Genomic DNA, 22,111 nt, shown 5'->3' on the forward strand with positions numbered 1-22,111 from the left:
TTATGTGGTTTTTGTGGGGTGTGTGGCAGCCAGCAGCGAACGCCCGATGAAATCCTGGTCGCCGGTAACGCCGGGCAGGGTGAAGAAATAACCGCCGCCAACGGGCTTGAGGTATTCCTCCAGCGGCTCGCCATTGAGGCGGGTTTGCACGGTGATAAAGCCTTTCTCCAGGTCCGCCTGGTAACAGATGAACAGCAGGCCCATGTCGAGCTGACCGTTCTTGTTCACGCCGTTCGAGTAGTTGAACGGCCGGCGCAGGATCAGGTTGGCCTGGGTCGCGGCGGTGCGCGGGTTGGCCAGGCGAATGTGTGCGTCGAGTTTGGTCAGTTTGCCTTTCGGGTCTTTGTTGTAATCCGGCACTTGTGTTTCATGTGATCCGCCCATGGGCGCACCGGTGCTTTTCACGCGGCCGAGGATGCTTTCCTGCTCCTGCAGCGGCGTGCGATCCCAACGCTCGACGAAGTTGCGGATGATCCGCACCGCCTGATAACTCCCACCCGCCGCCCAGACGGGTTCATCGCTGCCCGGTTGAACCCAGACGATGCTGTCCATGGCTTTGGCATCGTTGGAGTCAGGGTTGGCCGAACCGTCGCGAAAGCCCAGGAAGTTGCGCGCGCTCTGCGCCGGTACGCCGGGTTTTGCCGGGGCCTGGGGCGGCACGCTGCCTTCCTGTTTCCAGCGTACCAACAGCAGGTCCGGCAGGTTTTTCACGATGTCGCGCAGGGCATGGATGTTGGTGTCGGTGGTGTTGGCACAGAACTGCAAGCTCAGGTCACCGTGGCAGCAATCGGCTTCCAGCGCATCGTTGGGGAAACCGACCATGCGCACCAGGCGCTTGGGTTTGGCACCGGTCAGTCCGAAACGCTCGTCGAACAGCGACTCGCCGACTGACACGGTGATGGTCAGGTTATCCGGGGTGACGACCGGGCCGAGAATCCCCGAATCCACCGGTGGCAATTTCGGGTCGACCTGAGTGACCGGGCCGCCCTTCATCAGGAACGCGATCCGTTCGTTGAGGGTACGGAACAGACGTTCGAGGTCTTCGCGGTTGCTGGCCAGCACATCAAACGACACCAGCATGCCGGACGCCGGGCGCGGGGTGACGATGCCGCTCTGGTGCTTGCCGTGGAAGTCGTGTTGATCTTCGGTGCGGTCGCTGCTTGGCGCTTCGGTGACTTGCGCTGGGCTGGCGGCCATGGCCGGGCAGCTCAGCGCGGAGCCTGCAAGGGCGACACCGGCGGCGCCCATGCCCATCAATACCCGGCGACGCTGAAGGTTGAATTGCTCTGAATCGTTCATTTGAAAGTCGTCTTCTGCTTACAGGCCAGAAAGGCCAAGGGCGGGATCGATCCCGTCGAGTGCATCGGCCAGGGTCTTGGCCTTGTCGGCAATCTGTTTGCGCTGTTCGGCGCCGACGCTGTCGTAGCTGGCGTAACCGTCGTTGACCTTGAAGCCATTGAGTTCGGTATCGAAGGCGTTCAGTGCGCTGTCGATCTTCGACAGTAGCTCGGTGGCGGACTTGGCCAGCAACGGGCGTAGCAGTTCGACGACTTTGCGCGCGGCGTCGAGATTGCCGGCGAAGCCGTTGAGGTCGCTGTGGCTGTAGCGTTCCTCTTCACCGCTGGCGGCACGGACGTCGGCGAGGGTGTTGAGGTTGCGCACAACGATGCTCACCAGTTGCTCGGGTGGCAGCGTTTGCGCCAACAGTTGTTGTTTGAGGGCAGTGACATCGGCCAGCAGGCGCTGGGCGACCGGCGCCAATCCGTCCACGTTGCGTTGCTGGAACAGCGCGTACTCGAGGCGATGGAAACCGCTGAAGTCCGGGTCCTGTTCGCGTTTTTCGAAGTAATCGGCGCGGGCGTTGATGGCGTTGTCCAGTTCGGCCAGGCGTTGAGCCGCCGGGGCCAGCCGTTGATACGCGGCGCGGGCCGGTAGATACAAGGCTTGAGCCTGACTCAAGTCGCCAGCTGCAATGGCCTGATCCAGCGCGGTAACGGCTTTGATCAGCGTCGTGCTCTGGCTGCTCAGGTACACGCGGAACTCCGACAATGGTCCGACAAACGCCACCATCGACGGCTTGGCTTTGGCTGCCGCATCGGACGCGGCAGTCGGCGTGACGTGCAGCGTACCGCGCGGATTGCTCAGCAGGCCGCAGGTGATCGTGTAGTCGCCGGGCATCAGGTTAGCGTTGATCACCTGGCTCAGGCCCGGTGCGATGTTCTCGCGCTCTTCGATCACCAGCACGCCGTCGAGGATTTCCCATTCAACGGCACGATCGGAGCGGTTGACGATGCGGAAACTGGCACGACCGGCCGGCACCGTCAGGGCATTGGGCTCGCAACTGTGCGGATGAATCGTCACCAGCACTTCATCGTGGTTGGCCTGGCGCTTGGCCGCGGCGATTTTCGAGGCGTAGTAGAACAGGCCACCGGCGGCGATCATCACAATCACCGAACCGGCCACCGCCCAGCGCAAGGCGCGGGGAGGGGAAGTCTGGGGAGGGACTGGATTTGGCATGGTTGCCCTTACTGGCTGGAAACTGAAGAAGGCTGTTTGACGGGGGCCCGTGCGGGGAGAAAAAACATCACCAGCGCCACCGCCAGGTAAATCAGATAAGCGCCGAGGGTGCTGAGGGTTGGCGCGTCCTGATAACCGAACATGCCGGCCAGCACCGAGCCCAACGGGCCGTCCATCGGCAGCGTCGCGCTGATGTCGAAGAGCACGGTTTGCAGGTGGTTCCACACGCCGGCTTCATGCAGTGCCTGCACGGAATTGGCGAGGATTCCGGCCGCCACCACGAGGATGAACAGGCCGGTCCAGCGAAAGAACGCGCCAAGGTTCAGGCGCATGCTGCCGGTATAGATCAGGAAGCCGACGATGATTGCCAGGATCAGGCCGAGCAGGGCGCCGATCGGTGCCGCCGGGCCTTCGCTTTGCTGGAACACCGCGAGCAGAAAGAACACCGTTTCCAGGCCTTCCCGCGCCACGGCGAAAAACACCATGGCGATCAGCGCGGTCACTTGATGTCTGGAACCGGTCAGCGCCTGATCGAGGGACACGTGCAGCGAATGCTTGATCGAACGCGCCACCTTGCGCATCCAGAACACCATCGAACTCAAGATGCCAACAGCGACGAGGCCGACAACACCTTCAAACAGTTCCTGTTGTTTCTGCGGGAATTCAGCGCTGACCAGTTCCAGGCCGCCACCGACCAGCAGGGCGAGGGCGGCGGCTAGAAATACGCCGATCCAGACGGCGGGCATCCATTGGCCGCGGCCCGTTTGTTTCAGGTAGCTGGCGATAATGCCAACGATCAACGCGGCCTCGATGCCTTCGCGCAGCATGATCAGAAAAGGAACGAGCATTCAGCAGCGTCTCTAATTTAGATAGGGTGCTAATTTGTAACATAATGACACTCATTCCCATATGGGACTCATTGACAATTACCTGAACGTAAGCTGAACAACCTTGAAGATCGCTTAATCCCCTGTGGCAACTAGCCTGCTAGCGATAACGGATTTACATCCCGCGTCTATGTTGGCTGATCCACCGCAATCGCGCGCAGGCTCGCTCCCACAGGGGGCTGCGTACGCTAATATGCCCACCACTCAAACAAGAACAGGGCTTGCCTCGCTCAATGTCGGAAAAAGACACCATCTCCATACAACTGGTGCGTGAAGCGCTGTTGCAAAGTTGCGCCCCAGGCGTCGCCACCGACGTGGTGTTGAGCAAGGTCGGCATTGATAAGCGGCTTTTGAACAGCGCCAACGCTCGCGTTCCGGCGACGGCATACGCCAGGCTCTGGCGCTTGCTGGCCCGACGTGGGGATGATGAGTTTTTCGGGATGGACCCACGCAAGCTCAAATCCGGCAGTTTCGAGTTTTTGTGTCGCTGCGCCATGATCCAGCCGAACGTGGCGACGGGCCTGGCCAGTGGCCTGAATTTCCTGTCGTTAATGCTTGAGCGCATGCCCGCTGAACTGGTGCGTCAGCAAAGCCTCGCGGAGATCGTGCTGCTGGAGGACGACCACGATCCGCGCCGCGCTTTCACCTATTTCACTTACTGGATGATCGTGCACGGTGTGGCGTGCTGGCTGGCGGGACGGCGGATTCCGATCCTGGCCATCGAATTGCGCTGCCCGCAGCCGGATTTCTGCGATGACTATCAGGTGATGTTTTCCGAGAACCTGCGCTTCGACCGGCCACGTACGCGGATGATTTTCTCCGCCGATTGCCTGGACCTGCCCATCAAACGCACGGCGGAAGAGCTCAAACGCTTCCTGGCCCATGCGCCGGCGAACATTCTGGTCAAGTACCGCGATCCGCAAAGCCTGGCCAGCCGGATCAAGCACGACCTGCGACAACTGCCCGCCGAGCAATGGCCGGAAACCGAAGCCCTGGCGCAACGCCTGTGCATGTCGGCTTCGACCCTGCGCCGCCGACTGGCCGAGGAAGGCCAGACCTACCAAGGGCTCAAGGACAGCGTGCGCAAGGAGCTCGCGATTGTCTGGCTGGCCGAATCCAGCATCAGCTTCGCTGAAATTGCCACGCGGCTGGGATTTGCCGATGCGAGTTCGTTCTACAAGGCGTTTCGCAAGTGGTCGGGGTCCAATCCGGGGCATTACCGGAGTTTGATTCTTAACGAGGCTGATTGATCCAGGATTTGCATTGCCCTGGCTGACCTCATCGCGAGCAGGCTCCCACATTTTGAAATGCGTTCCCCTGTGGGAGCCAGCCTGCTCGCGATGAGGCACTGACAGGCGCTGCACCTCTCAAACCTTGGCCAAACCAGTCAAGCAACTTGATAACTTTGACCATTGCCCGACGCCCCGTGCGGAGCGAGTATTTCCCTGTTGTTTACGGTTCCCCCAACCAATAAAAAACACAGAGGGATTCTGGCAATGCGCGATTACTTGTCTGCTGTTTCACAGTTCAATTATCAGCACACCGTCGACGCCGCACTCGCAGGCGATCTGACGGCCCTCAACGCCTGCGTCGAGTGTTGCGACCGGCATGCGTTGCCCGGCCGGATCGCTTTGTTCTGGGAAGGTCGCGATGGCTCCAGCGCCACGTACACCTTCACCGACCTGCAAGACAAAGCTGCGCGTTTCGCCAATTTCCTGTTGGCCCAGGGCGTGAAAAAAGGCGACAAGGTCGCCGGCCTGTTGCCACGTAACATCGAATTGCTCATCACCGTGTTCGCCACCTGGCGCATTGGCGCGGTCTATCAACCGTTGTTCACCGCCTTCGGCCCGAAAGCCATTGAACATCGCCTCGGCTGCTCGGGTGCCAAAGTGGTGGTCACCGACGCAGTCAACCGCTCGAAACTCGCCGAAGTCGCCGATTGCCCGACCATCGTCACTGTCGGTGGCCCGAAGGGCCAAGGCATCGTTCAGGGCGACTTCAGTTTCTGGGCTGAACTGGCCAACTATTCCAATGCCTGCGAACCGGCGATGCTGACCGGTGAAGACCCGTTCTTGCTGATGTTCACCTCGGGCACCACCGGGCCGTCGAAAGCATTGTCGGTGCCACTCAAGGCCATCGTTGCCTTCCAGAGCTACACCCGCGACGCCGTGGATCTGCGCCCGGAAGACGCCTTCTGGAACGTCGCTGATCCGGGTTGGGCCTACGGCATCTATTTCGGTGTGACCGGGCCAATGTCGATGGGGCACCCGATCACCTTCTACGATGGTCCGTTCACCCTCGAAAGCACCTGCCGGGTGATCAACAAGTACGGCATCACCAATCTCACGGGTTCGCCGACGGCTTATCGTTTGCTGATTGCTGGCGGCGATGAATTCGCCAAGTCGATCAAGGGCAAGCTGCGCATTGTCAGCAGCGCCGGCGAGCCGCTGAACCCGGAAGTTATTCGCTGGTTCGCCGATCAACTCGGCGTGGTCATTCACGACCATTACGGCCAGACCGAACTGGGCATGGTGCTGTGCAACCACCATGGCCTGGAACACCCGATTCACATGGGCGCCGCCGGTTTTACCTCGCCCGGCCACCGCATCGTGGTGCTGGACGATGAGTACAAGGAACTGGGTGTCGGCCAGCCGGGCATTCTGGCCATCGACCGCCCCCAGTCGCCGATGTGCTGGTTCGCCGGTTACGAAGGCGTACCGACCAAAGCCTTCGTCGGCGACTATTACCTGAGCGGCGACACCGTCGAGTGGAACCCGGACGGCAGCATCAGCTTCGTCGGTCGCAGCGATGATGTGATCACCACGTCCGGCTACCGCGTCGGCCCGTTCGACGTGGAAAGTGCACTGATCGAGCACCCGGCCGTGATCGAGGCCGCCGTCGTCGGCAAGCCCGATCCGGAGCGCACCGAATTGGTCAAAGCCTTCGTCGTGCTCAGCGCGCAATACCGCGCCGCACCAGAGTTGGCCGAAGAGCTGCGACAACACGTACGCAAGCGTCTGGCGGCGCACTCGTACCCCCGTGAAATCGAATTTGTCAGCGAGTTGCCGAAAACCCCAAGCGGCAAATTGCAGCGCTTTATCTTGCGCAATCAGGAAATCGCCAAGGCTCAAGAGGCCGCGGCAAAGAACGTCTCAGCTTGAATCCAAGGACACCATGATGCAGATCGAAAACAAGGTTTTTCTCGTCACCGGCGGGGCTTCCGGCCTCGGTGCGGCCACCGCTGAAATGCTGGTCGCGGCCGGCGCCAAAGTGATGCTGGTGGACATGAACGCCGAAGCCGTTGCAGCCCAGGCCCAGCGCCTGGGCGTGCAAAGCGTGGTGGCGGACATCAGCAACGAAGCGGCGGCCGACGGGGCGGTGCAGGCGACGGTCAAAGCCTTTGGCGGCCTCAACGGCCTGGTCAATTGCGCCGGCATCGTGCGTGGCGAGAAGATCCTCGGCAAGAACGGTCCGCACGCGCTGTCCAGTTTCAACCAGGTGATCAACGTCAACCTGATCGGCAGCTTCAACATGCTGCGCCTGGCCTCGGCGGCGATTGCCGAGACCGAAGCGGACGCCGATGGCGAGCGCGGCGTAATCATCAACACCGCGTCCGCTGCAGCCTATGACGGCCAGATCGGCCAGGCGGCGTACGCGGCATCCAAAGGCGCCATCGTCAGCCTGACATTGCCCGCCGCCCGTGAACTGGCGCGCTTCGGCATCCGCGTGATGACCATCGCCCCAGGCATTTTCGAAACGCCGATGATGGCCGGCATGACCCAGGAAGTGCGTGACTCCCTGGCGGCTGGCGTACCGTTCCCGCCGCGTCTGGGCAAACCTGCCGAGTATGCGTCGCTGGTGCGGCATATCATTGAAAACAGCATGCTCAATGGCGAGGTGATCCGTCTCGACGGTGCCTTGCGCATGGCCGCGAAATAAGGAGGATTTGTCATGAGCCTTTCCAACGATCCGATTGTCATTGTCAGCGCCGTCCGCACCCCAATGGGTGGGTTTCAGGGCGAACTGAAAAGCCTGACTGCACCGCAACTGGGCGCTGCCGCGATCAAAGCAGCGGTGGATCGGGCCGGTGTCGCCGCCGACGCCGTCGATGAAGTGCTGTTCGGCTGCGTACTGCCAGCCGGTCTCGGCCAGGCCCCGGCACGCCAGGCTGCGCTGGGCGCCGGGCTGGATAAATCCACCCGCTGCACCACCCTCAACAAAATGTGCGGCTCGGGCATGGAAGCGGCCATCCTGGCCCACGACATGCTGGTTGCCGGCAGTGCCGACGTGGTCATCGCCGGGGGCATGGAAAGCATGTCCAATGCGCCGTACTTGCTGGACCGCGCTCGCAGCGGTTATCGCATGGGCCACGGCAAAGTGCAGGATTCGATGTTTCTCGACGGCCTGGAAGATGCCTACGACAAGGGCCGCCTGATGGGCACCTTTGCCGAAGACTGCGCGCAAACCAACGGTTTCAGCCGCGAGGCCCAGGACGCCTTTGCCATCGCCTCGACCACCCGTGCCCAGCAGGCGATCAAGGACGGCAGCTTCAAGGATGAGATCGTGCCGCTGACCGTGACCGTCGGCAAAGAACAGGTGACGATCAGCAATGACGAGCAGCCGCCAAAAGCCAAACTGGACAAGATCGCCTCGCTGAAACCGGCCTTCCGTGACGGCGGTACGGTGACGGCGGCGAACTCCAGTTCGATCTCCGACGGCGCGGCGGCATTGGTGCTGATGCGCCGCTCCGAAGCGGAAAAACGTGGTCTGAAGCCATTGGCGGTGATCCATGGTCATGCGGCATTTGCCGATACGCCAGGCCTGTTCCCGGTGGCACCGATCGGCGCCATCAAGAGGCTGATGAAAAAAACCGGCTGGTCGCTCAATGAAGTCGATCTGGTGGAAGTCAACGAAGCCTTCGCCGTGGTCGGCATGGCCGCGATGACGCATCTGGATATCCCCCACGAGAAACTCAATGTGCACGGCGGCGCTTGCGCCCTGGGCCATCCGATTGGTGCGTCTGGCGCGCGGATCCTGGTGACCTTGCTCTCGGCCCTGCGCCAGAAAGGCTTGAAGCGCGGCGTTGCGGCGATTTGCATTGGTGGCGGTGAAGCGACGGCAATGGCCGTGGAATGCCTGAACTAAGCCAACCCCACCCCTGTGGGAGCCAACAGGCTGGCTCCCACATTGTTCTATGTTTAAGGATTCACCATGATCCCCAATGACGACCAACAACAAATCCGTGACATGGCCCGGCAATTCGCCGAGGAACGGCTGAAACCGTTCGCCGCCGAGTGGGACCGTGAGCACCGTTTTCCCAAGGAAGCCATCGGCGATATGGCCGGGCTGGGCTTCTTCGGCATGCTGGTGCCGGAGCAGTGGGGCGGTTGTGACACCGGCTACCTGGCCTACGCCATGGCCCTAGAAGAAATCGCCGCCGGCGACGGCGCCTGCTCGACCATCATGAGCGTGCACAACTCGGTGGGCTGCGTGCCGATCCTGCGTTACGGCAACGATGAGCAGAAAGAACGCTTTCTCAAACCGTTGGCCAGCGGCGCAATGCTCGGCGCTTTTGCGCTGACCGAACCCCAGGCCGGTTCCGACGCCAGCGGCTTGAAAACCCGCGCCAAGCTGAACGGCGATCACTACGTGCTCAACGGCTGCAAGCAGTTCATCACTTCCGGGCAGAACGCCGGGATCGTGATCGTGTTTGCGGTGACCGACCCGACTGCCGGCAAGCGCGGCATCAGCGCCTTCATCGTGCCCACCGACTCGCCGGGCTACAAAGTCGCGCGAGTCGAAGACAAGCTCGGCCAGCACGCCTCCGACACCTGCCAGATCCTCTTCGAAGACGTCAAAGTCCCGGTGGCCAACCGCTTGGGCGAAGAGGGCGAAGGCTACAGGATTGCCCTGGCCAACCTCGAAGGCGGACGCGTCGGCATCGCTTCTCAATCGGTGGGCATGGCCCGCGCCGCGTTCGAAGCGGCCCGCGATTACGCCCGTGAGCGCGAGAGCTTCGGAAAGCCGATCATCGAGCATCAGGCTGTAGCGTTCCGCCTGGCGGACATGGCGACCCAGATCGCCGTGGCGCGGCAAATGGTGCATTACGCCGCCGCCCTGCGTGACAGCGGCAAACCGGCACTGGTCGAAGCCTCGATGGCCAAGCTGTTCGCCTCGGAAATGGCCGAAAAGGTCTGTTCGTCGGCCTTGCAAACCCTCGGCGGTTACGGTTACTTGAACGACTTCCCGCTGGAGCGGATCTACCGCGACGTGCGAGTCTGCCAGATCTACGAAGGCACCAGCGACATTCAGCGCATGGTCATTTCGCGCAATCTTTGACAGAAGGAACCACTCCGTGAGCTACGAAACGATTTTGTTGGAAACCCACGGCCGCGTTGGCCTGATCACCCTCAACCGTCCGCAAGCACTGAATGCGTTGAACGCACAGATCGTCAGCGAACTGAACCACGCCCTCGATGGCCTGGAAGCCGATTCGAACATCGGTTGTATCGTGCTGACCGGCTCGAAAAAGGCCTTCGCCGCCGGTGCCGACATCAAGGAAATGGCGGAGCTGACCTATCCGCAGATCTACATTGATGACCTGTTTAGCGACAGCGACCGCGTGGCCAACCGCCGCAAGCCGATCATCGCTGCGGTCAACGGCTTTGCCTTGGGCGGCGGCTGTGAGCTGGCGCTGATGTGCGATTTCATCCTGGCCGGCGACAACGCCAAATTCGGCCAGCCGGAAATCAACCTCGGCGTGCTGCCGGGCATGGGCGGTACCCAGCGCCTGACCCGCGCCGTGGGCAAGGCCAAGGCCATGGAAATGTGCCTGAGCGGGCGCCTGATCGATGCGGTGGAAGCGGAGCGTTGCGGGATCGTGGCGCGGATCGTGCCGAGTGATGAGCTGCTGGATGAAGCGTTGAAAGTCGCGGCGCTGATCGCCAGGAAGTCCTTGCCGATTGCGATGATGGTCAAGGAAAGCGTCAACCGTGCCTTTGAGGTGAGCCTGTCAGAAGGCGTGCGCTTTGAGCGTCGGGTATTCCATGCGGCGTTTGCGACGCAGGATCAGAAGGAAGGGATGGCGGCGTTTATTGCCAAGCGTGAGGCCGAGTTCAAAGGTAAGTGATGCGGCGTTACTACTGACGCTATCGCTGGCAGGCCAGCTCCCACAGTTCCCGGGATGTACACCGTATGTGTGAACGACCGAAAACCCTGTGGGAGCTGGCTTGCCAGCGATGCTTTTAGGGCTTCAAACCAGATAGTTCTTCAGCTCGCGGGCAATCACCATCCGCTGAATCTCGCTCGACCCTTCGTAGATCTGCGTGATCCGCGCATCCCGGTAATATTTCTCTACCGGGTAATCTTCCAGATACCCGTACCCGCCATGAATCTGAATCGCTGACGAGCAGACTTTCTCGGCCATTTCCGAGGCAAACAGCTTGGCTTGCGAAGCTTCCGACAGGCATGGTTTGCCGGCCGTGCGCAGACGCGCCGCATGCAAGATCATCAGCCGTGCAGCGTTCAATTGCATGTGCATGTCCGCCAGCAGGTTGGCGATGCTTTGGTGTTCATTGATCGTTTTGCCAAACTGCACACGATCACGGGAGTAAGCCAGCGCCGCTTCAAACGCCGCACGGGCGATGCCCAGTGCCTGCGCGGCGATGCCGATGCGGCCGCCTTCGAGGTTGGACAGGGCAATGGCCAGGCCTTTGCCGCGTTCACCCAGTAGGTTCGCTTCGGGAATGCTGCAGTTATTGAGCGTCACGGCACAGGTGTCGGACGCGCGAATCCCCATCTTGTGTTCCGTGCGGTCGACGATGAAACCGGCGGTGTCGGTCGGCACCAGGAACGCTGAAATACCGCGCTTGCCCAGGTCCGGATCGGTCACGGCAAACACAATTGCCAGTTTGGCCCGTTTGCCGTTGCTGACGAATTGCTTGGCGCCGTTGATCACCCACTGACCGTCGCGCAGTTCGGCGCGGGTGCGCAGGTTGTGCGCTTCGGAACCGGCCTGGGGTTCGGTCAGGCAGAAGCAGCCGATGGTCTGGCCGCTGGCCAAATCCGCCAGCCAGGTTTGCTTCTGTTCTTCAGTGCCATAGTTCAGCACCGGCCCGCAACCGACCGAGTTATGAATGCTCATGAATGCGCCGGTGGCGCCATCGCCGGCAGAGATTTCTTCCACCGCCAATGCATAGGCTACGTAGTCGACATAGGTGCCGCCCCATTCCTCGGGGACCACCATGCCCAACAGGCCGAGTTCACCCATCTTCGCCACCAGACCGTCGTCGATCCAGCCGGCCTTTTCCCAGGCCTGCGCGTGAGGCGCGATTTCACCACGGGCAAAGTCCCGGGCCATGTCGCGGATCATTACTTGTTCTTCAGTCAATTCGAGATCGTGCATCGCTCAGCTCCCGCTCTCATCGAAACCGTTGAAGAAACTCGCCACGTGTTCGGCGTCCAGCGCCTGCAAGGTGGGCGGGTTCCAGCGCGGATTCTTGTCTTTGTCGATCAGCAAGGCGCGCACGCCTTCGATCAGGTCGCCGCGCTCGAACCACTGGCGGTCCAGGTGCAGCTCAAGGGCAAAGCATTGTTCAAGGTTCAGGTGTCGACCGCGACGCAGCATTTCCAGGGTTACACCCATGGCCAGCGGCGAACGGGACTCCAACAGATCGGCCGTGTTTTTCGCCCACTCATGGCTGTCGGCGACCGTGACTTCGCGCATTTGCTCAACAATACTCGGCACGTCGGGCAGGGCGAAGAAATGGTCGATGGCCGGGCGCAACACAGCCAGCGGCGCGTCTGGCAACTGTTGCACGGCGAGCTTCGCCAGCAGGCTTTGCAGGTCTTTGAGCGGCGTGTCGTGCCACTCCAGTTGATCGAGTTTTTCGTCCAGCGTGGTCAGCTTGCTGCTGTCCAGATACCAGTCGGCCAAGCCGCAATACAGCGCATCGGCCGCGCGGATCTGCACGCCGCTGACGCCCAGATAAATCCCCAGCTCACCGGGGATGCGCGGCAGGAAGTAGCTGCCGCCAACGTCCGGGAAATAGCCGATACCGACTTCCGGCATCGCCAGACGGCTTTTTTCGGTGACCACCCGCAGGTCGGCGCCTTGCACCAGACCCATGCCGCCGCCGAGGACGAATCCGTCCATCAACGCCAGTACGGGTTTGCGGTAGTGGTGAATCGCGAGGTCGAGGGCGTATTCCTCGACGAAGAACTCTTCGTGCAGCGTGTCACCGCTTTTGAAGCTGTCGTAGAGCGAACGGATGTCACCACCGGCACAGAACGCTTTCTCGCCGGCACCGCGCAAAACCACGGCGTGCACCTGCGAATCCTGAGCCCAGGCGTCGAGCTGGCGGTGCAGGTTGCGCACCATGTCGAGGGTGATGGCGTTGAGGCCGGCGGGGCGGTTGAGGGTCAGGTGACCGATGTGGTTGCGTACTTCGGCCAGCACTTCGTTTTGCGTGGCATCCATGGACGGGGCTGCCTTCGATGAAACCTGAGCAGTCATCACTAACTCCCTGCTTTTATTGTTCTTTATTAGAGTAGCTCGCGCGCGAGCGATGCAGGATCGTAACAGTGCAAATTTGTGATGTACAACCGGGATATATGCAGGTGCTCACTGCATTTTTGCATTATGGCAACGAAAAAAGATCGCAGGCTTCGGCAGCTCCTACAGGAGAAAGGCTGCGATCTTTTGATCTTTAATGCGTACGCGACAGGACGTCACCAATACTGCGGCGCTTGGCGTGCCGTTCGCTCGCATGGATCAGTTGTTCGAGGTCTTCGGGGGTGACGTCGAAGAAGGCTTCCATTTCAGCCAGGGCCAGTTTCAGGTCTTGCGCGGTGATCGCCTGGGGTTCCACGGGCGGATGGTCGGCCGGGACCACCGCGACCGGTTCACTGGCACGTTTGGGGTAACGGATACGGGTCAGGTTGTTATAGGCCAGGGCGCTGAGCAGCATGGTCGATGCGGCGAGCATCACCGGGCCAAGCGCTTTCCAGTCCATGGCGATGGTCGCGGGGTCGGCCAGGACCAACAACAATGCCAGTGCCCCGGCCGGCGGGTGCAGGCAACGCAGCCAGCACATCAGAATCACGGTCATGCCGGCCGCGAGGCAAGCGCTGCCGAGGGTTCGTCCGAGCACGTGGGCGACCAGCAAAGAGACGACCCCGGCACTCAAATAACCGCCGAGTATCGACCAGGGTTGTGCGAGTGCGCCGGAAGACACCGCGAACAACAACACCGCCGAGGCACCCAGCGGGCCAACCAGATGCTGCGCTACTTCCATGCCGAATACCTGAGCACAGGCCCAGACGCTGAACATCGTCCCCAGCGCCATACCGATGGCAGCGCGGCTCCATTCAGTCGGGCGGGTGTTGACAGCGGCGGGCAACCAGCGAGCGAGCATGATGACGATCGTTCCATAGACAAAACATCAGGAAAAAAAAGGCTTATCTGGGATACCCAGAAAGCCCTTGAAGTGTGTTCCAACTATTGGGGGAGGAACGAGCACAGTGTGCCGTTCCTTGCTGATGCTGACAAATTCATATTAATGAGGCTTCAATTCATTAATTCTGATGTAAAGCCACGCGACGCCCACTCATGAAGCACAGGAAACCACCCATGGCGGTGAGTGCACTCAGCGCGTAGAACATGGTCGGCGCCGGGGTGTGCATCAACAGGAACCCGCAAATCACCGGGCTCAGCGCACCGCCGAGGGCCGCCAGGTTCTGGGCACCGTAGTAACTGCCGCGCAGTTCTTCCGGGGCCAGGGTGTCGACGAAGAGGAATTCGGCCGGGTAAATGATCATTTCCCCGAGGGTGAAGATGAACATCGCCACGCACCAACTGACCATGCTGTCCGCCAGGCTAAAGCCGATCAAGCCAAGGATGAACAGGCTGGTGCCGCCGGCAATCCAGTAGCGCAGCTTTTCCCGATTGAGGAAGCGGCCGATCTGGTATTGCAACACAATCACGCTGATGGCGTTGCAAGCGAGCAGGGCTGCCATGATTTCCAGGGCGCGTTTGGAATCGTGGGTCACCAGCAGGTATTGCGACAGGTACAGGGTGAAGCGGCCGTGCACGACAGTACTGAGCAGGCAACCGCAGGTGAACATGATCAGCGTGCGGTCATTCTTCAGGGTGACCAGGGTCTTGAGGAAACTCTGCGGCTGGCCAAGCGTTGGTGTTTGCGCCGAATCCTTCGGGATGCCGATCATCAAGAAGATACTGAAGAACGCGATGGCGCCGGCAATCAGGAACGGCGCAATCGGATACACGCCAGCGATCACCACGCCGAGCATGGGGCCGGTGGCGTAGCCGATGTTGGTCAGGGTGTAGCGCAGGGAAAACGCCTTGGCGCGTTGGCCCATGGGCAGGTTTCCGCTGAGGATCGCTTTTGAGCCGATCAGGAACAATGCCGATGCGGTTTCGGTGATCACCAGAGTGGCCGTGGTCAGGTAAAGGTTTTCGGCAAAGGTCAGCAGTACGAAGCCGATGGCGCTGGAGAGCATCGCCAGGATCAGCAACCGGCGTTTTTCCAGGCGGTCGATGATGTAGCCGCCGTACAAGGCGAGCAGGGTGGCGATGAACACCGCGATACCCAGCAGCAAGCCAACGTCCTGTTGGTTGAGCCCGAGCTTGTTGCTCAGGAACAACGTGAGCAACGGGCTGGTGATGGCGCGGCTGACGACGATGGTCAGTGACACGATCATCAACCGGCGAATAACGAGCGAGTAAGTGGCCACGGTGAGTGCAAATGTCCTTATTCAGTATTTTTGGTGTTCGTCGGGAGACCGCGTCACGGCCCATCGCGAGCAGGCTCGCTCCCACATTTCGAACGCGATCCCCTGTAGGAGCGAACCTGCTCGCGATGAGGCCGGTACAGCCAACGCCATGTTCAAGCGAGCCACCGCTCGAGCGTGCACACCGATTCCATTTCTTCAATCCGCCACAACTGCCCCAGCAATCCCTCAGCTTGCCGCCGGGACATCACCCGCACCGCCAAACTGAAAAACTTCTCTTCCAGCGCCGCATCACACAGCGGATTACCCGGCGCGCCCAACGCCACTTCAACGCACAGTTTCGCCTGCCGACCGTCCACGGTCCGCGGCGTCACCACGGGCTCGCCATCCTCGGACAGTTGCGGGTTCACTTCAAGGCGAATGCGCGACATCCACTGGGCAATGCGTGGCTCGCGGCGTTGCTCATCGTCATAGGCCTGCAACCTGCTGACGCCGGATGGTCATCAGTCACGGGCGCAGCGGATTCGGCCCACCATTGGGTGACTTCGGCGCCAGTGGCGATCCACACGTCATCGTGCTGCAAAATCCATTCAAGCAGCTCGCCAATCCGTCCCGGCGTGGCGATGATTACCGGGTGCAGGCGCAGCACGTAGCACAGGCCAAAACGGTGGAACCCGGCGAAATCCATTTGCAGGTTGCCCAAGGTGTGGCTGTAAGAGGCGATTCGCGATTGCGCCGGTGGCACGGCCGGGCTGAGGTTAAAGGCGAAGTAGGGTTCGTCTTCCAGTTCATAGTGCAACGGCAACTCGATCACCTCTGGCGCCGTCGGGTGAGCGAACGGCAGATCATCGCCACGCCATGACGACGACCAGCGAATGCCCTGATCGCGCAACGCTTCGATGAAACCCGGCGCACCGTTGCCGGCGGGGATACGGATACCGGTTGGACGCTGGCCAGTCAGCTTTGCCAACGCATCGCAACCCTTGACGATGTCGGCGCCCTGGCCCTGAAGCCGAAGTCCGGGCGTTTCAGACTGTATCGAGCAGGAGGTGATTCAAATGCCCGGGCTGCAATATTGTCCCGTGGATCTAAGCTAAACAGGGCATTTCCTCATGTGCCCTGTAGTTCGTTGAGTCGTAGAGCCATGATCGATAAGTCCCACTTCACCAGTGCGGAGATCGTTCCATGAAGCTTAGCGAAACCCTTGGCCAGTCGATCTCGGACTTCTGCCAAAACGGGTTCACCAATCCCGACGACAATCATTGCGCCCATTTCGTTTGCCATGTGCTGAATCTCGATGTGGGGTATTCCTGCCGCATCCATACCAGAGGCAGGCATTCCGGTGCCTGCATTCGCGTGCAGGAGTTGTTTTCGGTCTGTCCCGGCGTTGGCAATTGGGGTGATGAGCCACAAGGCATGTACCTGGTTTTCGTTGATTGCTGACAGTCACCACCAGGGGCGCGGTGCGAAAACGCAGGTGAAGGCTGCACTTGCGGGGTCAAACACGGTAAAGGGCAAGCTCAACCTGCTATGCAAGATTGGCGCAGATGACTACGCCGAGCGTTGTTTGGCACTCAAGTCCGCACTGACGAAGGCCCAGAGCGATGGGCACCTGGGCAAAAACGTTTACGACAAAGCCAGTGGTTTGTTCCGTCCGGGTACTGGTTGGGAGGAATGAGCCTGTCAGTTCAGCACCGCACTCAACGACAGTGTCGACAGCCCGATCAAGGACTGTCGACCGATGACGGGACTCGGTGATCAAGCGACCACTGCTGCAGGCCATTGCTGATGAGGAATCGGCAGCTTGCGCGACTCGCCCCGGCCCATCGGGAAGTACATGAAACCATTGCGCGCCAGGCGTTCGGCGTCGTACAGGTTGCGGCCGTCGAAGATCACCGGCGCATTGAGCCGCTGGCGGATCAGGTCGAAATCAGGTGCCTTGAACTGTTGCCACTCGGTGCAGATGATCAGCGCGTCGGCGCCGTTCAACACCGATTCCGGCGTGCCCATCAGCATCAGCTTCGCTTCCTCGGGATACAGGTTCTGGGTTTCCTGCATCGCTTCCGGGTCGAATGCGCGCACATTGGCGCCGGCGGCCCACAGCGCTTCGAGCAGTACGCGACTCGGTGCATCGCGCATGTCGTCGGTGTTTGGCTTGAACGCCAGGCCCCACACGGCAAAGGTCTTGCCGCGCAAATCGCCCTTGTAGAACGCCTTGATGCGTTCGAACAGTTTGTGTTTCTGCCGTTGGTTGATGGCTTCCACCGCTTGCAGCAGGTCGCTGGAGCAGTGCGCCTCCTCGGCGCTGTGGATCAGGGCGCGCATGTCCTTGGGAAAGCACGAACCGCCATAACCGCAACCGGGGTAGATGAAGTGGTACCCGATGCGCGAATCGGCGCCGATGCCCAAGCGTACCGATTCGATGTCAGCGCCCAGGTGTTCGGCCAGTTCGGCGATCTGGTTGATGAAGCTGATCTTGGTCGCCAGCATGCAGTTGGCGGCGTACTTGGTCAGCTCGGCGCTGCGCAGGTCCATGAACATGATGCGCTCATGATTGCGGTTGAACGGCGAGTACAGATCGCGCATCACGTCGCGCACTTCTTCGCGCTCGCAACCGATGACGATGCGGTCCGGGCGCCGGCAATCGGCCACGGCCGAGCCTTCTTTCAAAAACTCCGGATTGGAGACGATATCGAATTGCAGCAAACGGCCGACTTTGATCAGGCATTTGTCGATGTGCGCACGCAAGGTATCGCCGGTGCCCACCGGCACCGTGGATTTCTCCACCAGGATCACCGGATGTTCACGATGCCGCGCCACCGCTTCACCCACTGACAGCACGTATCGCAAATCCGCCGAGCCATCCTCACGGGACGGCGTGCCAACCGCGATGAACAACACCTGGCCATGTTGCACGGCGAGCTTTTCGTCGGTGGTGAACTGCAACCGTTTGGCGTCCAGGCTTTCGCGCACCAGGCTGGCCAGCCCCGGTTCGAAAATGCTCACGTGGCCCTGTTGCAGTAACTCGACTTTTTTCTCGTCAATGTCCATGCACACCACGTCATGGCCGACTTCAGCCAGGACGGCGGCTTGCACCAGGCCAACGTAACCGCTACCAAATACACTGATTTTCATGGCTTGCTCCTGCCGCGATCAACTGCGTTCGAGGATTGCATCACCATGTTTCAATTCATCTATCACCAGGGCAGTGGCCCCTGTCGGCGATATTTGACTTTGTCGGCCATGACCGGCAGCGTAACGACCCTCTCTGCATGCACGCCGTTTGTTGCTGCTTCTTTTTTCAAGGCCGTTTCGTTTGACTGACTTACCCGTTGCTGATCCAAGTACGCTCAAGACCAACCCGCTGACCCTTTATCTGGCGCGTTTGGCGCCCTCCAGCCAATTGACCATGCGGTATGTGTTGCAGGACGCCGCCGACCGCCTGGGCTTCGACGAAGTCAACATCGAAGAGATTCCCTGGCACAACCTGCAACCTGAAGACGTCATTGCGCTGGTCGCCACTTTGCGCACCGATGGCTATGCGCCGAATACCTCGTCGCTGTACGTCAACGCGGTGCGCGGAGTGATGAACGAGGCGTGGCGCATGAGCCTGATCAGCCAGGAACACCTGCTGAAAATGCGCTCGGTCAAGGGCATCGCCGGCACACGTTTGTCACAGGGGCGCAATCTGCGGCGTACGTTGATTCAGGAATTGATGGAAGTCTGCGCCGCCGATCCACGGCCACAGGGCCTGCGCGATGCGGCCATCATCGGGATTCTGTACGGTTCGGGGATGCGCAAATCGGAATCGGTGAACCTGGACCTCAACCAGGTGGATTTCTCCGAACGCAGCCTGCGGGTCACGGCCAAGGGCAACAAGCAGTTGATCAAGTACGCCCCGGCCTGGGCCTTCGCCAAACTCGATGCCTGGCTGGAGTTGCGCCGTTCACAGCTCAAGGAAGGCGAATCCGACGATACGTTTCTGTTCAATCGCATTCGCCGTGGCAGCCACATCACCCGTGAGCGCATTACCAAGCATGCCATTTACTACATCGCCCGCCAGCGCGGGGCGCAGGTGGGGGTGAAAATCATGCCCCATGATTTCCGCCGTTCGTTCATCACCCGGGTGATCGAGGAACACGATCTGTCGATCGCGCAAAAACTGGCTCACCACAGCAACATCCAGACCACCGCCAACTACGATGTGCGAGATGACAACGAGCGGCGCCGTGCGGTGGATCGTTTCGATCTTTGATCGCAAGGGCGCATCCTCCTGCGGGAAATTACCTCAAGGCTCGCTCAGCACATGAGCATGGCCGATGGTCGAGACATGCACGGCGCTGCCGGCCGGAGGCGCGTACATGCCCGAACTGCGCACCAGCAGTGAACGGCCGGTCTCTTCGCCGGGGGCCAAGGCCTTCAATTCCACGGTCAGGGTACAGGTGTTGCCGCTGAAATCACGGTCGGTCACCACCGCGCGGCAACCGGCGACTTCCGTGCTATTGGGCAGGACGCTGGCGACCTGCAATTGCTCGGGCCGTAGCATGATTTGCGCCGCGGTGTTGTTGCGGTGGTTGTTGACCGGTATCCGGCCCAGATCGCAATGGGCCCAGCCGGCTTCGATGCGGGCGGGCATGACCACCGCATCACCGAGAAACAGCGCGGTCTGGACATCGCCGGGATAACGGTAAAGGTCCAGCGGATGCCCCGACTGCACCAATCGGCCGTGGCGCATAACCGCCAGTTGATCGGCAAAGGACAGCGCTTCGCTCTGGTCGTGGGTGACCAGGATAGTGGTGACCCCGGCTTCCGCCAGCAAACGCGCGACCAGTTTGCGCATGCTCGCACGCAGGCCGGTATCGAGTGCGGAGAACGGTTCGTCCAGCAGCATCAGCCGAGGCTGTTGGGCCAGGGCGCGTGCCAGCGCTACCCGTTGTTGCTGGCCGCCGGACAGTTCGTGGGGCCAGCGCTGGGCCATGTTCGAATCAAGGGCCACACTGTCCATCAGTTGCTCGACACGGTGCTGCTTTTCGCTGCCCTTGGTCGCCAGGCCGAAACCAATGTTGGCGGCCACCGTCATGTGCGGGAACAGCGCGCCGTCCTGCGGCACATAACCAATCAGGCGTTGATGCGCCGGTACTTCATGGGTGCTGTCGACCAGCGTCTGGCCGTTGAGCGACAGTCGCCCCGAGTCCGGAAATTCGAAGCCGGCGATCATCCGCAGCAACGTGGTTTTGCCCGACCCGGAAGGGCCGACAATCACCGTGCGGCTGCCGCTGGGGACGGACAGGCTGACATCGTCCAGCGCTTGGTGGGCGCCGTAGGATTTGTTCAGTGAATGCAGTTCTAGAGCGTTCATCGGCCAGCCGTTTTTTTGGATTGGTGATAAAGGATTCCGGTCAACGGAAGCGACAGCACAATCATCAACAGCGCGTAGGGAGCCGCGGCGGCGTAGTCGATTTCGCTGGTCAGCGCCCAGAACCCGGTGGCCAGCGTGCGCGTACCGTTGGGGGCGAGCAGCAGGGTGGCGGTCAGTTCGTTGGTGATCGCCAGGAACACCAGCGCAGCGCCTGCGGCGGCGCCCGGTGCGGCCAGCCGCAGAGTAATCAGCCACAACGCCCGGACCGGCGAACGACCGAGGCTGCGGGCGATGTTCTCCAGCTCCACCGGCGCCTGGGCAATGCCTGCACGCAGGCTTACCAGCGCGCGGGGCAGGAACATGAGCAGGTACGCCAGCAACACGGTGATGGTGGTCTGGTAGATCGGCCGGGCAAAATGGATGGTCACGGTGACCAGGGCCAACGCCACGATAATTCCCGGTAACGAGCTGGTGATGTAGTTGCAGCTTTCCAGTACCCGTTGCAATCGGCCCGGATAGCGAATCGACAGCCAGGCAATCGGGATCGCCGCGCAGGTCGTCAGGGTGGCACCGGCCACGCCGAATAACAGCGTCTGTTCCAGGGCCGGCAACAGTTCGCTCAAGTCCCAGACCTGCACGCCGCCGGCAATCAGCCACTGGCCCAGGGTGATCAATGGCACGCCCAGTGCCAGCGCGCAGGTGGTGATCTGTAACGCAAGCCCGAGTGCGGTCGATGGGGTGCGCAGGATTACGATCCGCTGTTCACGGGCACTGCCGGAGCCGACGCGGGCATAGCGCGCCGTGCCACGCGCAGCCGATTCTGCGGTCAGCATGGCCAGGCAGCACAGTGCCAGCACGCTGGCCAGCATGTGCGCGGCCGCGCCGTTGAAGGTGGACTTGAACTGATCGAAGATCGCCGTGGTGAAGGTGTCGAAGCGAATCATCGCGTACAGGCCATATTCGGCCAGCAGATGCAGGCCCACCAGCAGCGCGCCACCGCAGATCGCCAGTCGCAGTTGCGGCAGCACCACCCGGAAAAACACCGCCCACGGCTTGAGTCCGAGCGATTCGGCAACGTCCTCGATGGCCGGATCCAGGCGACGCAAGGTGGCGGCAACCGGCAAGTACAAAAACGGAAAATAGGCGATGACCGAAACCAGCACTCCGGCAAATAACCCGTGAATCGGCGGCACCAGGCTGACCCAGGCGTAACTGTGCACGAACGCCGGCACCGCCAGTGGCGCCGTCGCCAGCAACGACCACCAGCGCCGTCCCGGCAGATTGGTGCGTTCGGTCAGCCAGGCCAGCGTCACCCCGAGGGCGATGCACAGGGGCACGGTGATGACCACCAGTAACACGGTGTTGACCAGCAATTCGCCGACCCGTGGCCGGAACACCAGCGTGACCACTGTGGACCAGCCTGTCTGCAAGGACACGCCGATGACATAGGCAATCGGCAGCAGCGCCAACAACGAAACCAGCACCGACAAACCGACCACCCACGCGCCGCCACGGCTCGCGAACAGGCCGCGTGATCGTCGGCGCAGGTTGGCGGGTACTGCATCTGTGACACCCGCCGGCAGGATTTCAGGCATCA

19 protein-coding genes and 2 pseudogenes are annotated in these 22,111 nt (G+C 61.0%); 8 read left to right on the forward strand and 13 right to left on the reverse strand.

The annotated features are described in order from the left end of the window. The 3 genes from efeB to efeU are packed head-to-tail and all read right to left on the reverse strand — an operon-like array spanning window position 1 to window position 3,365. Window positions 1–1,299 carry an iron uptake transporter deferrochelatase/peroxidase subunit gene (gene efeB / locus ACNYC6_RS29420; protein WP_419710374.1) on the reverse strand — a complete coding sequence of 433 codons (1,299 nt, stop codon included), beginning with the start codon at window positions 1,297–1,299 and terminating at the stop codon, window positions 1–3. Between the two features lie 18 nt (window positions 1,300–1,317). Beyond that, a complete protein-coding gene (efeO, locus tag ACNYC6_RS29425; RefSeq protein WP_419710375.1) occupies window positions 1,318–2,517 on the reverse strand; it encodes an iron uptake system protein EfeO in 1,200 nt (399 codons plus the stop codon). Window positions 2,518–2,525: 8 nt separating this feature from the next. Beyond that, complete coding sequence (efeU, locus tag ACNYC6_RS29430; protein ID WP_419710376.1) at window positions 2,526–3,365, reverse strand: iron uptake transporter permease EfeU; 840 nt, start codon at window positions 3,363–3,365, stop codon at window positions 2,526–2,528. Window positions 3,366–3,637: 272 nt separating this feature from the next. On the opposite strand from efeU, the gene ACNYC6_RS29435 reads away from it, so the two are divergent. The 6 genes from ACNYC6_RS29435 to ACNYC6_RS29460 all read left to right on the forward strand — a co-directional run bounded on the left by ACNYC6_RS29435 (window position 3,638) and on the right by ACNYC6_RS29460 (window position 10,533). Continuing rightward, window positions 3,638–4,654 (forward strand): AraC family transcriptional regulator, encoded by a 1,017-nt coding sequence (locus ACNYC6_RS29435; RefSeq protein ID WP_419713038.1) that lies wholly within the window; start codon window positions 3,638–3,640, stop codon window positions 4,652–4,654. Window positions 4,655–4,900: 246 nt separating this feature from the next. Then, window positions 4,901–6,565, forward strand: a complete 1,665-nt coding sequence (locus ACNYC6_RS29440) for an AMP-binding protein (protein ID WP_419710377.1) — start codon at window positions 4,901–4,903, stop codon at window positions 6,563–6,565. Window positions 6,566–6,581: 16 nt separating this feature from the next. Beyond that, window positions 6,582–7,343 (forward strand): SDR family NAD(P)-dependent oxidoreductase, encoded by a 762-nt coding sequence (locus ACNYC6_RS29445; protein WP_419710378.1) that lies wholly within the window; start codon window positions 6,582–6,584, stop codon window positions 7,341–7,343. 12 nt (window positions 7,344–7,355) lie between these two features. Continuing rightward, window positions 7,356–8,549: an acetyl-CoA C-acyltransferase gene (locus ACNYC6_RS29450; RefSeq protein WP_419710379.1), complete on the forward strand. Its 1,194-nt coding sequence runs from the start codon at window positions 7,356–7,358 to the stop codon at window positions 8,547–8,549. A 66-nt stretch (window positions 8,550–8,615) separates the two neighbouring features. Beyond that, window positions 8,616–9,743, forward strand: a complete 1,128-nt coding sequence (locus tag ACNYC6_RS29455) for an acyl-CoA dehydrogenase (RefSeq protein WP_419710380.1) — start codon at window positions 8,616–8,618, stop codon at window positions 9,741–9,743. Window positions 9,744–9,759: 16 nt separating this feature from the next. Next, window positions 9,760–10,533, forward strand: a complete 774-nt coding sequence (locus ACNYC6_RS29460) for an enoyl-CoA hydratase (protein WP_419710381.1) — start codon at window positions 9,760–9,762, stop codon at window positions 10,531–10,533. Between the two features lie 123 nt (window positions 10,534–10,656). Here ACNYC6_RS29460 and ACNYC6_RS29465 read toward each other — a convergent pair whose 3' ends face one another. The 7 genes and pseudogenes from ACNYC6_RS29465 to ACNYC6_RS29495 all read right to left on the reverse strand — a co-directional run bounded on the left by ACNYC6_RS29465 (window position 10,657) and on the right by ACNYC6_RS29495 (window position 16,568). Then, window positions 10,657–11,808, reverse strand: coding sequence for an acyl-CoA dehydrogenase family protein (locus tag ACNYC6_RS29465; protein WP_419710382.1), 1,152 nt, complete (start codon window positions 11,806–11,808; stop codon window positions 10,657–10,659). A gap of 3 nt (window positions 11,809–11,811) precedes the next feature. Then, window positions 11,812–12,918, reverse strand: coding sequence for an enoyl-CoA hydratase/isomerase family protein (locus ACNYC6_RS29470; protein WP_419710383.1), 1,107 nt, complete (start codon window positions 12,916–12,918; stop codon window positions 11,812–11,814). A 193-nt stretch (window positions 12,919–13,111) separates the two neighbouring features. Further along, entirely contained in the window at window positions 13,112–13,819 is a 708-nt protein-coding gene (locus ACNYC6_RS29475; protein ID WP_419710384.1) for an HPP family protein, read from the reverse strand. A 160-nt stretch (window positions 13,820–13,979) separates the two neighbouring features. Continuing rightward, window positions 13,980–15,158: an MFS transporter gene (locus tag ACNYC6_RS29480; protein WP_419710385.1), complete on the reverse strand. Its 1,179-nt coding sequence runs from the start codon at window positions 15,156–15,158 to the stop codon at window positions 13,980–13,982. A 152-nt stretch (window positions 15,159–15,310) separates the two neighbouring features. Beyond that, window positions 15,311–15,649: pseudogene (locus ACNYC6_RS29485) on the reverse strand (MmgE/PrpD family protein); the annotation flags it as partial. Next, a pseudogene (locus ACNYC6_RS29490) lies at window positions 15,562–16,158 on the reverse strand (hypothetical protein); the annotation flags it as partial. The pseudogenes ACNYC6_RS29485 and ACNYC6_RS29490, both read right to left, overlap by 88 nt. Window positions 16,159–16,265: 107 nt before the next feature. Continuing rightward, window positions 16,266–16,568, reverse strand: coding sequence for a hypothetical protein (locus ACNYC6_RS29495; protein WP_419710386.1), 303 nt, complete (start codon window positions 16,566–16,568; stop codon window positions 16,266–16,268). On the opposite strand from ACNYC6_RS29495, the gene ACNYC6_RS29500 reads away from it, so the two are divergent. Then, window positions 16,558–16,833: a hypothetical protein gene (locus ACNYC6_RS29500; protein ID WP_419710387.1), complete on the forward strand. Its 276-nt coding sequence runs from the start codon at window positions 16,558–16,560 to the stop codon at window positions 16,831–16,833. The two genes, ACNYC6_RS29495 and ACNYC6_RS29500, sit on opposite strands and share 11 nt — an antisense overlap. An 80-nt stretch (window positions 16,834–16,913) precedes the next feature. On the opposite strand, the gene ACNYC6_RS29505 is transcribed toward ACNYC6_RS29500, so the two are convergent. Further along, entirely contained in the window at window positions 16,914–18,290 is a 1,377-nt protein-coding gene (locus ACNYC6_RS29505) for a UDP-glucose dehydrogenase family protein (protein WP_419710388.1), read from the reverse strand. Between the two features lie 181 nt (window positions 18,291–18,471). Between ACNYC6_RS29505 and ACNYC6_RS29510 the strand changes: the two genes are divergently transcribed. Next, entirely contained in the window at window positions 18,472–19,410 is a 939-nt protein-coding gene (locus tag ACNYC6_RS29510; RefSeq protein ID WP_419710389.1) for a site-specific integrase, read from the forward strand. A gap of 33 nt (window positions 19,411–19,443) precedes the next feature. Here the strand turns inward: ACNYC6_RS29510 and ACNYC6_RS29515 are convergent, their stop codons facing one another. Then, a complete protein-coding gene (locus ACNYC6_RS29515; protein WP_419710390.1) occupies window positions 19,444–20,514 on the reverse strand; it encodes an ABC transporter ATP-binding protein in 1,071 nt (356 codons plus the stop codon). Beyond that, a complete protein-coding gene (locus tag ACNYC6_RS29520) occupies window positions 20,511–22,109 on the reverse strand; it encodes an ABC transporter permease (RefSeq protein WP_419710391.1) in 1,599 nt (532 codons plus the stop codon). Before ACNYC6_RS29520 ends, ACNYC6_RS29515 begins: the two co-directional genes overlap by 4 nt. Window positions 22,110–22,111: the final 2 nt, after the last annotated feature.

This window comes from Pseudomonas sp. NFX224, from assembly GCF_048565165.1.
GTDB lineage: Bacteria > Pseudomonadota > Gammaproteobacteria > Pseudomonadales > Pseudomonadaceae > Aquipseudomonas.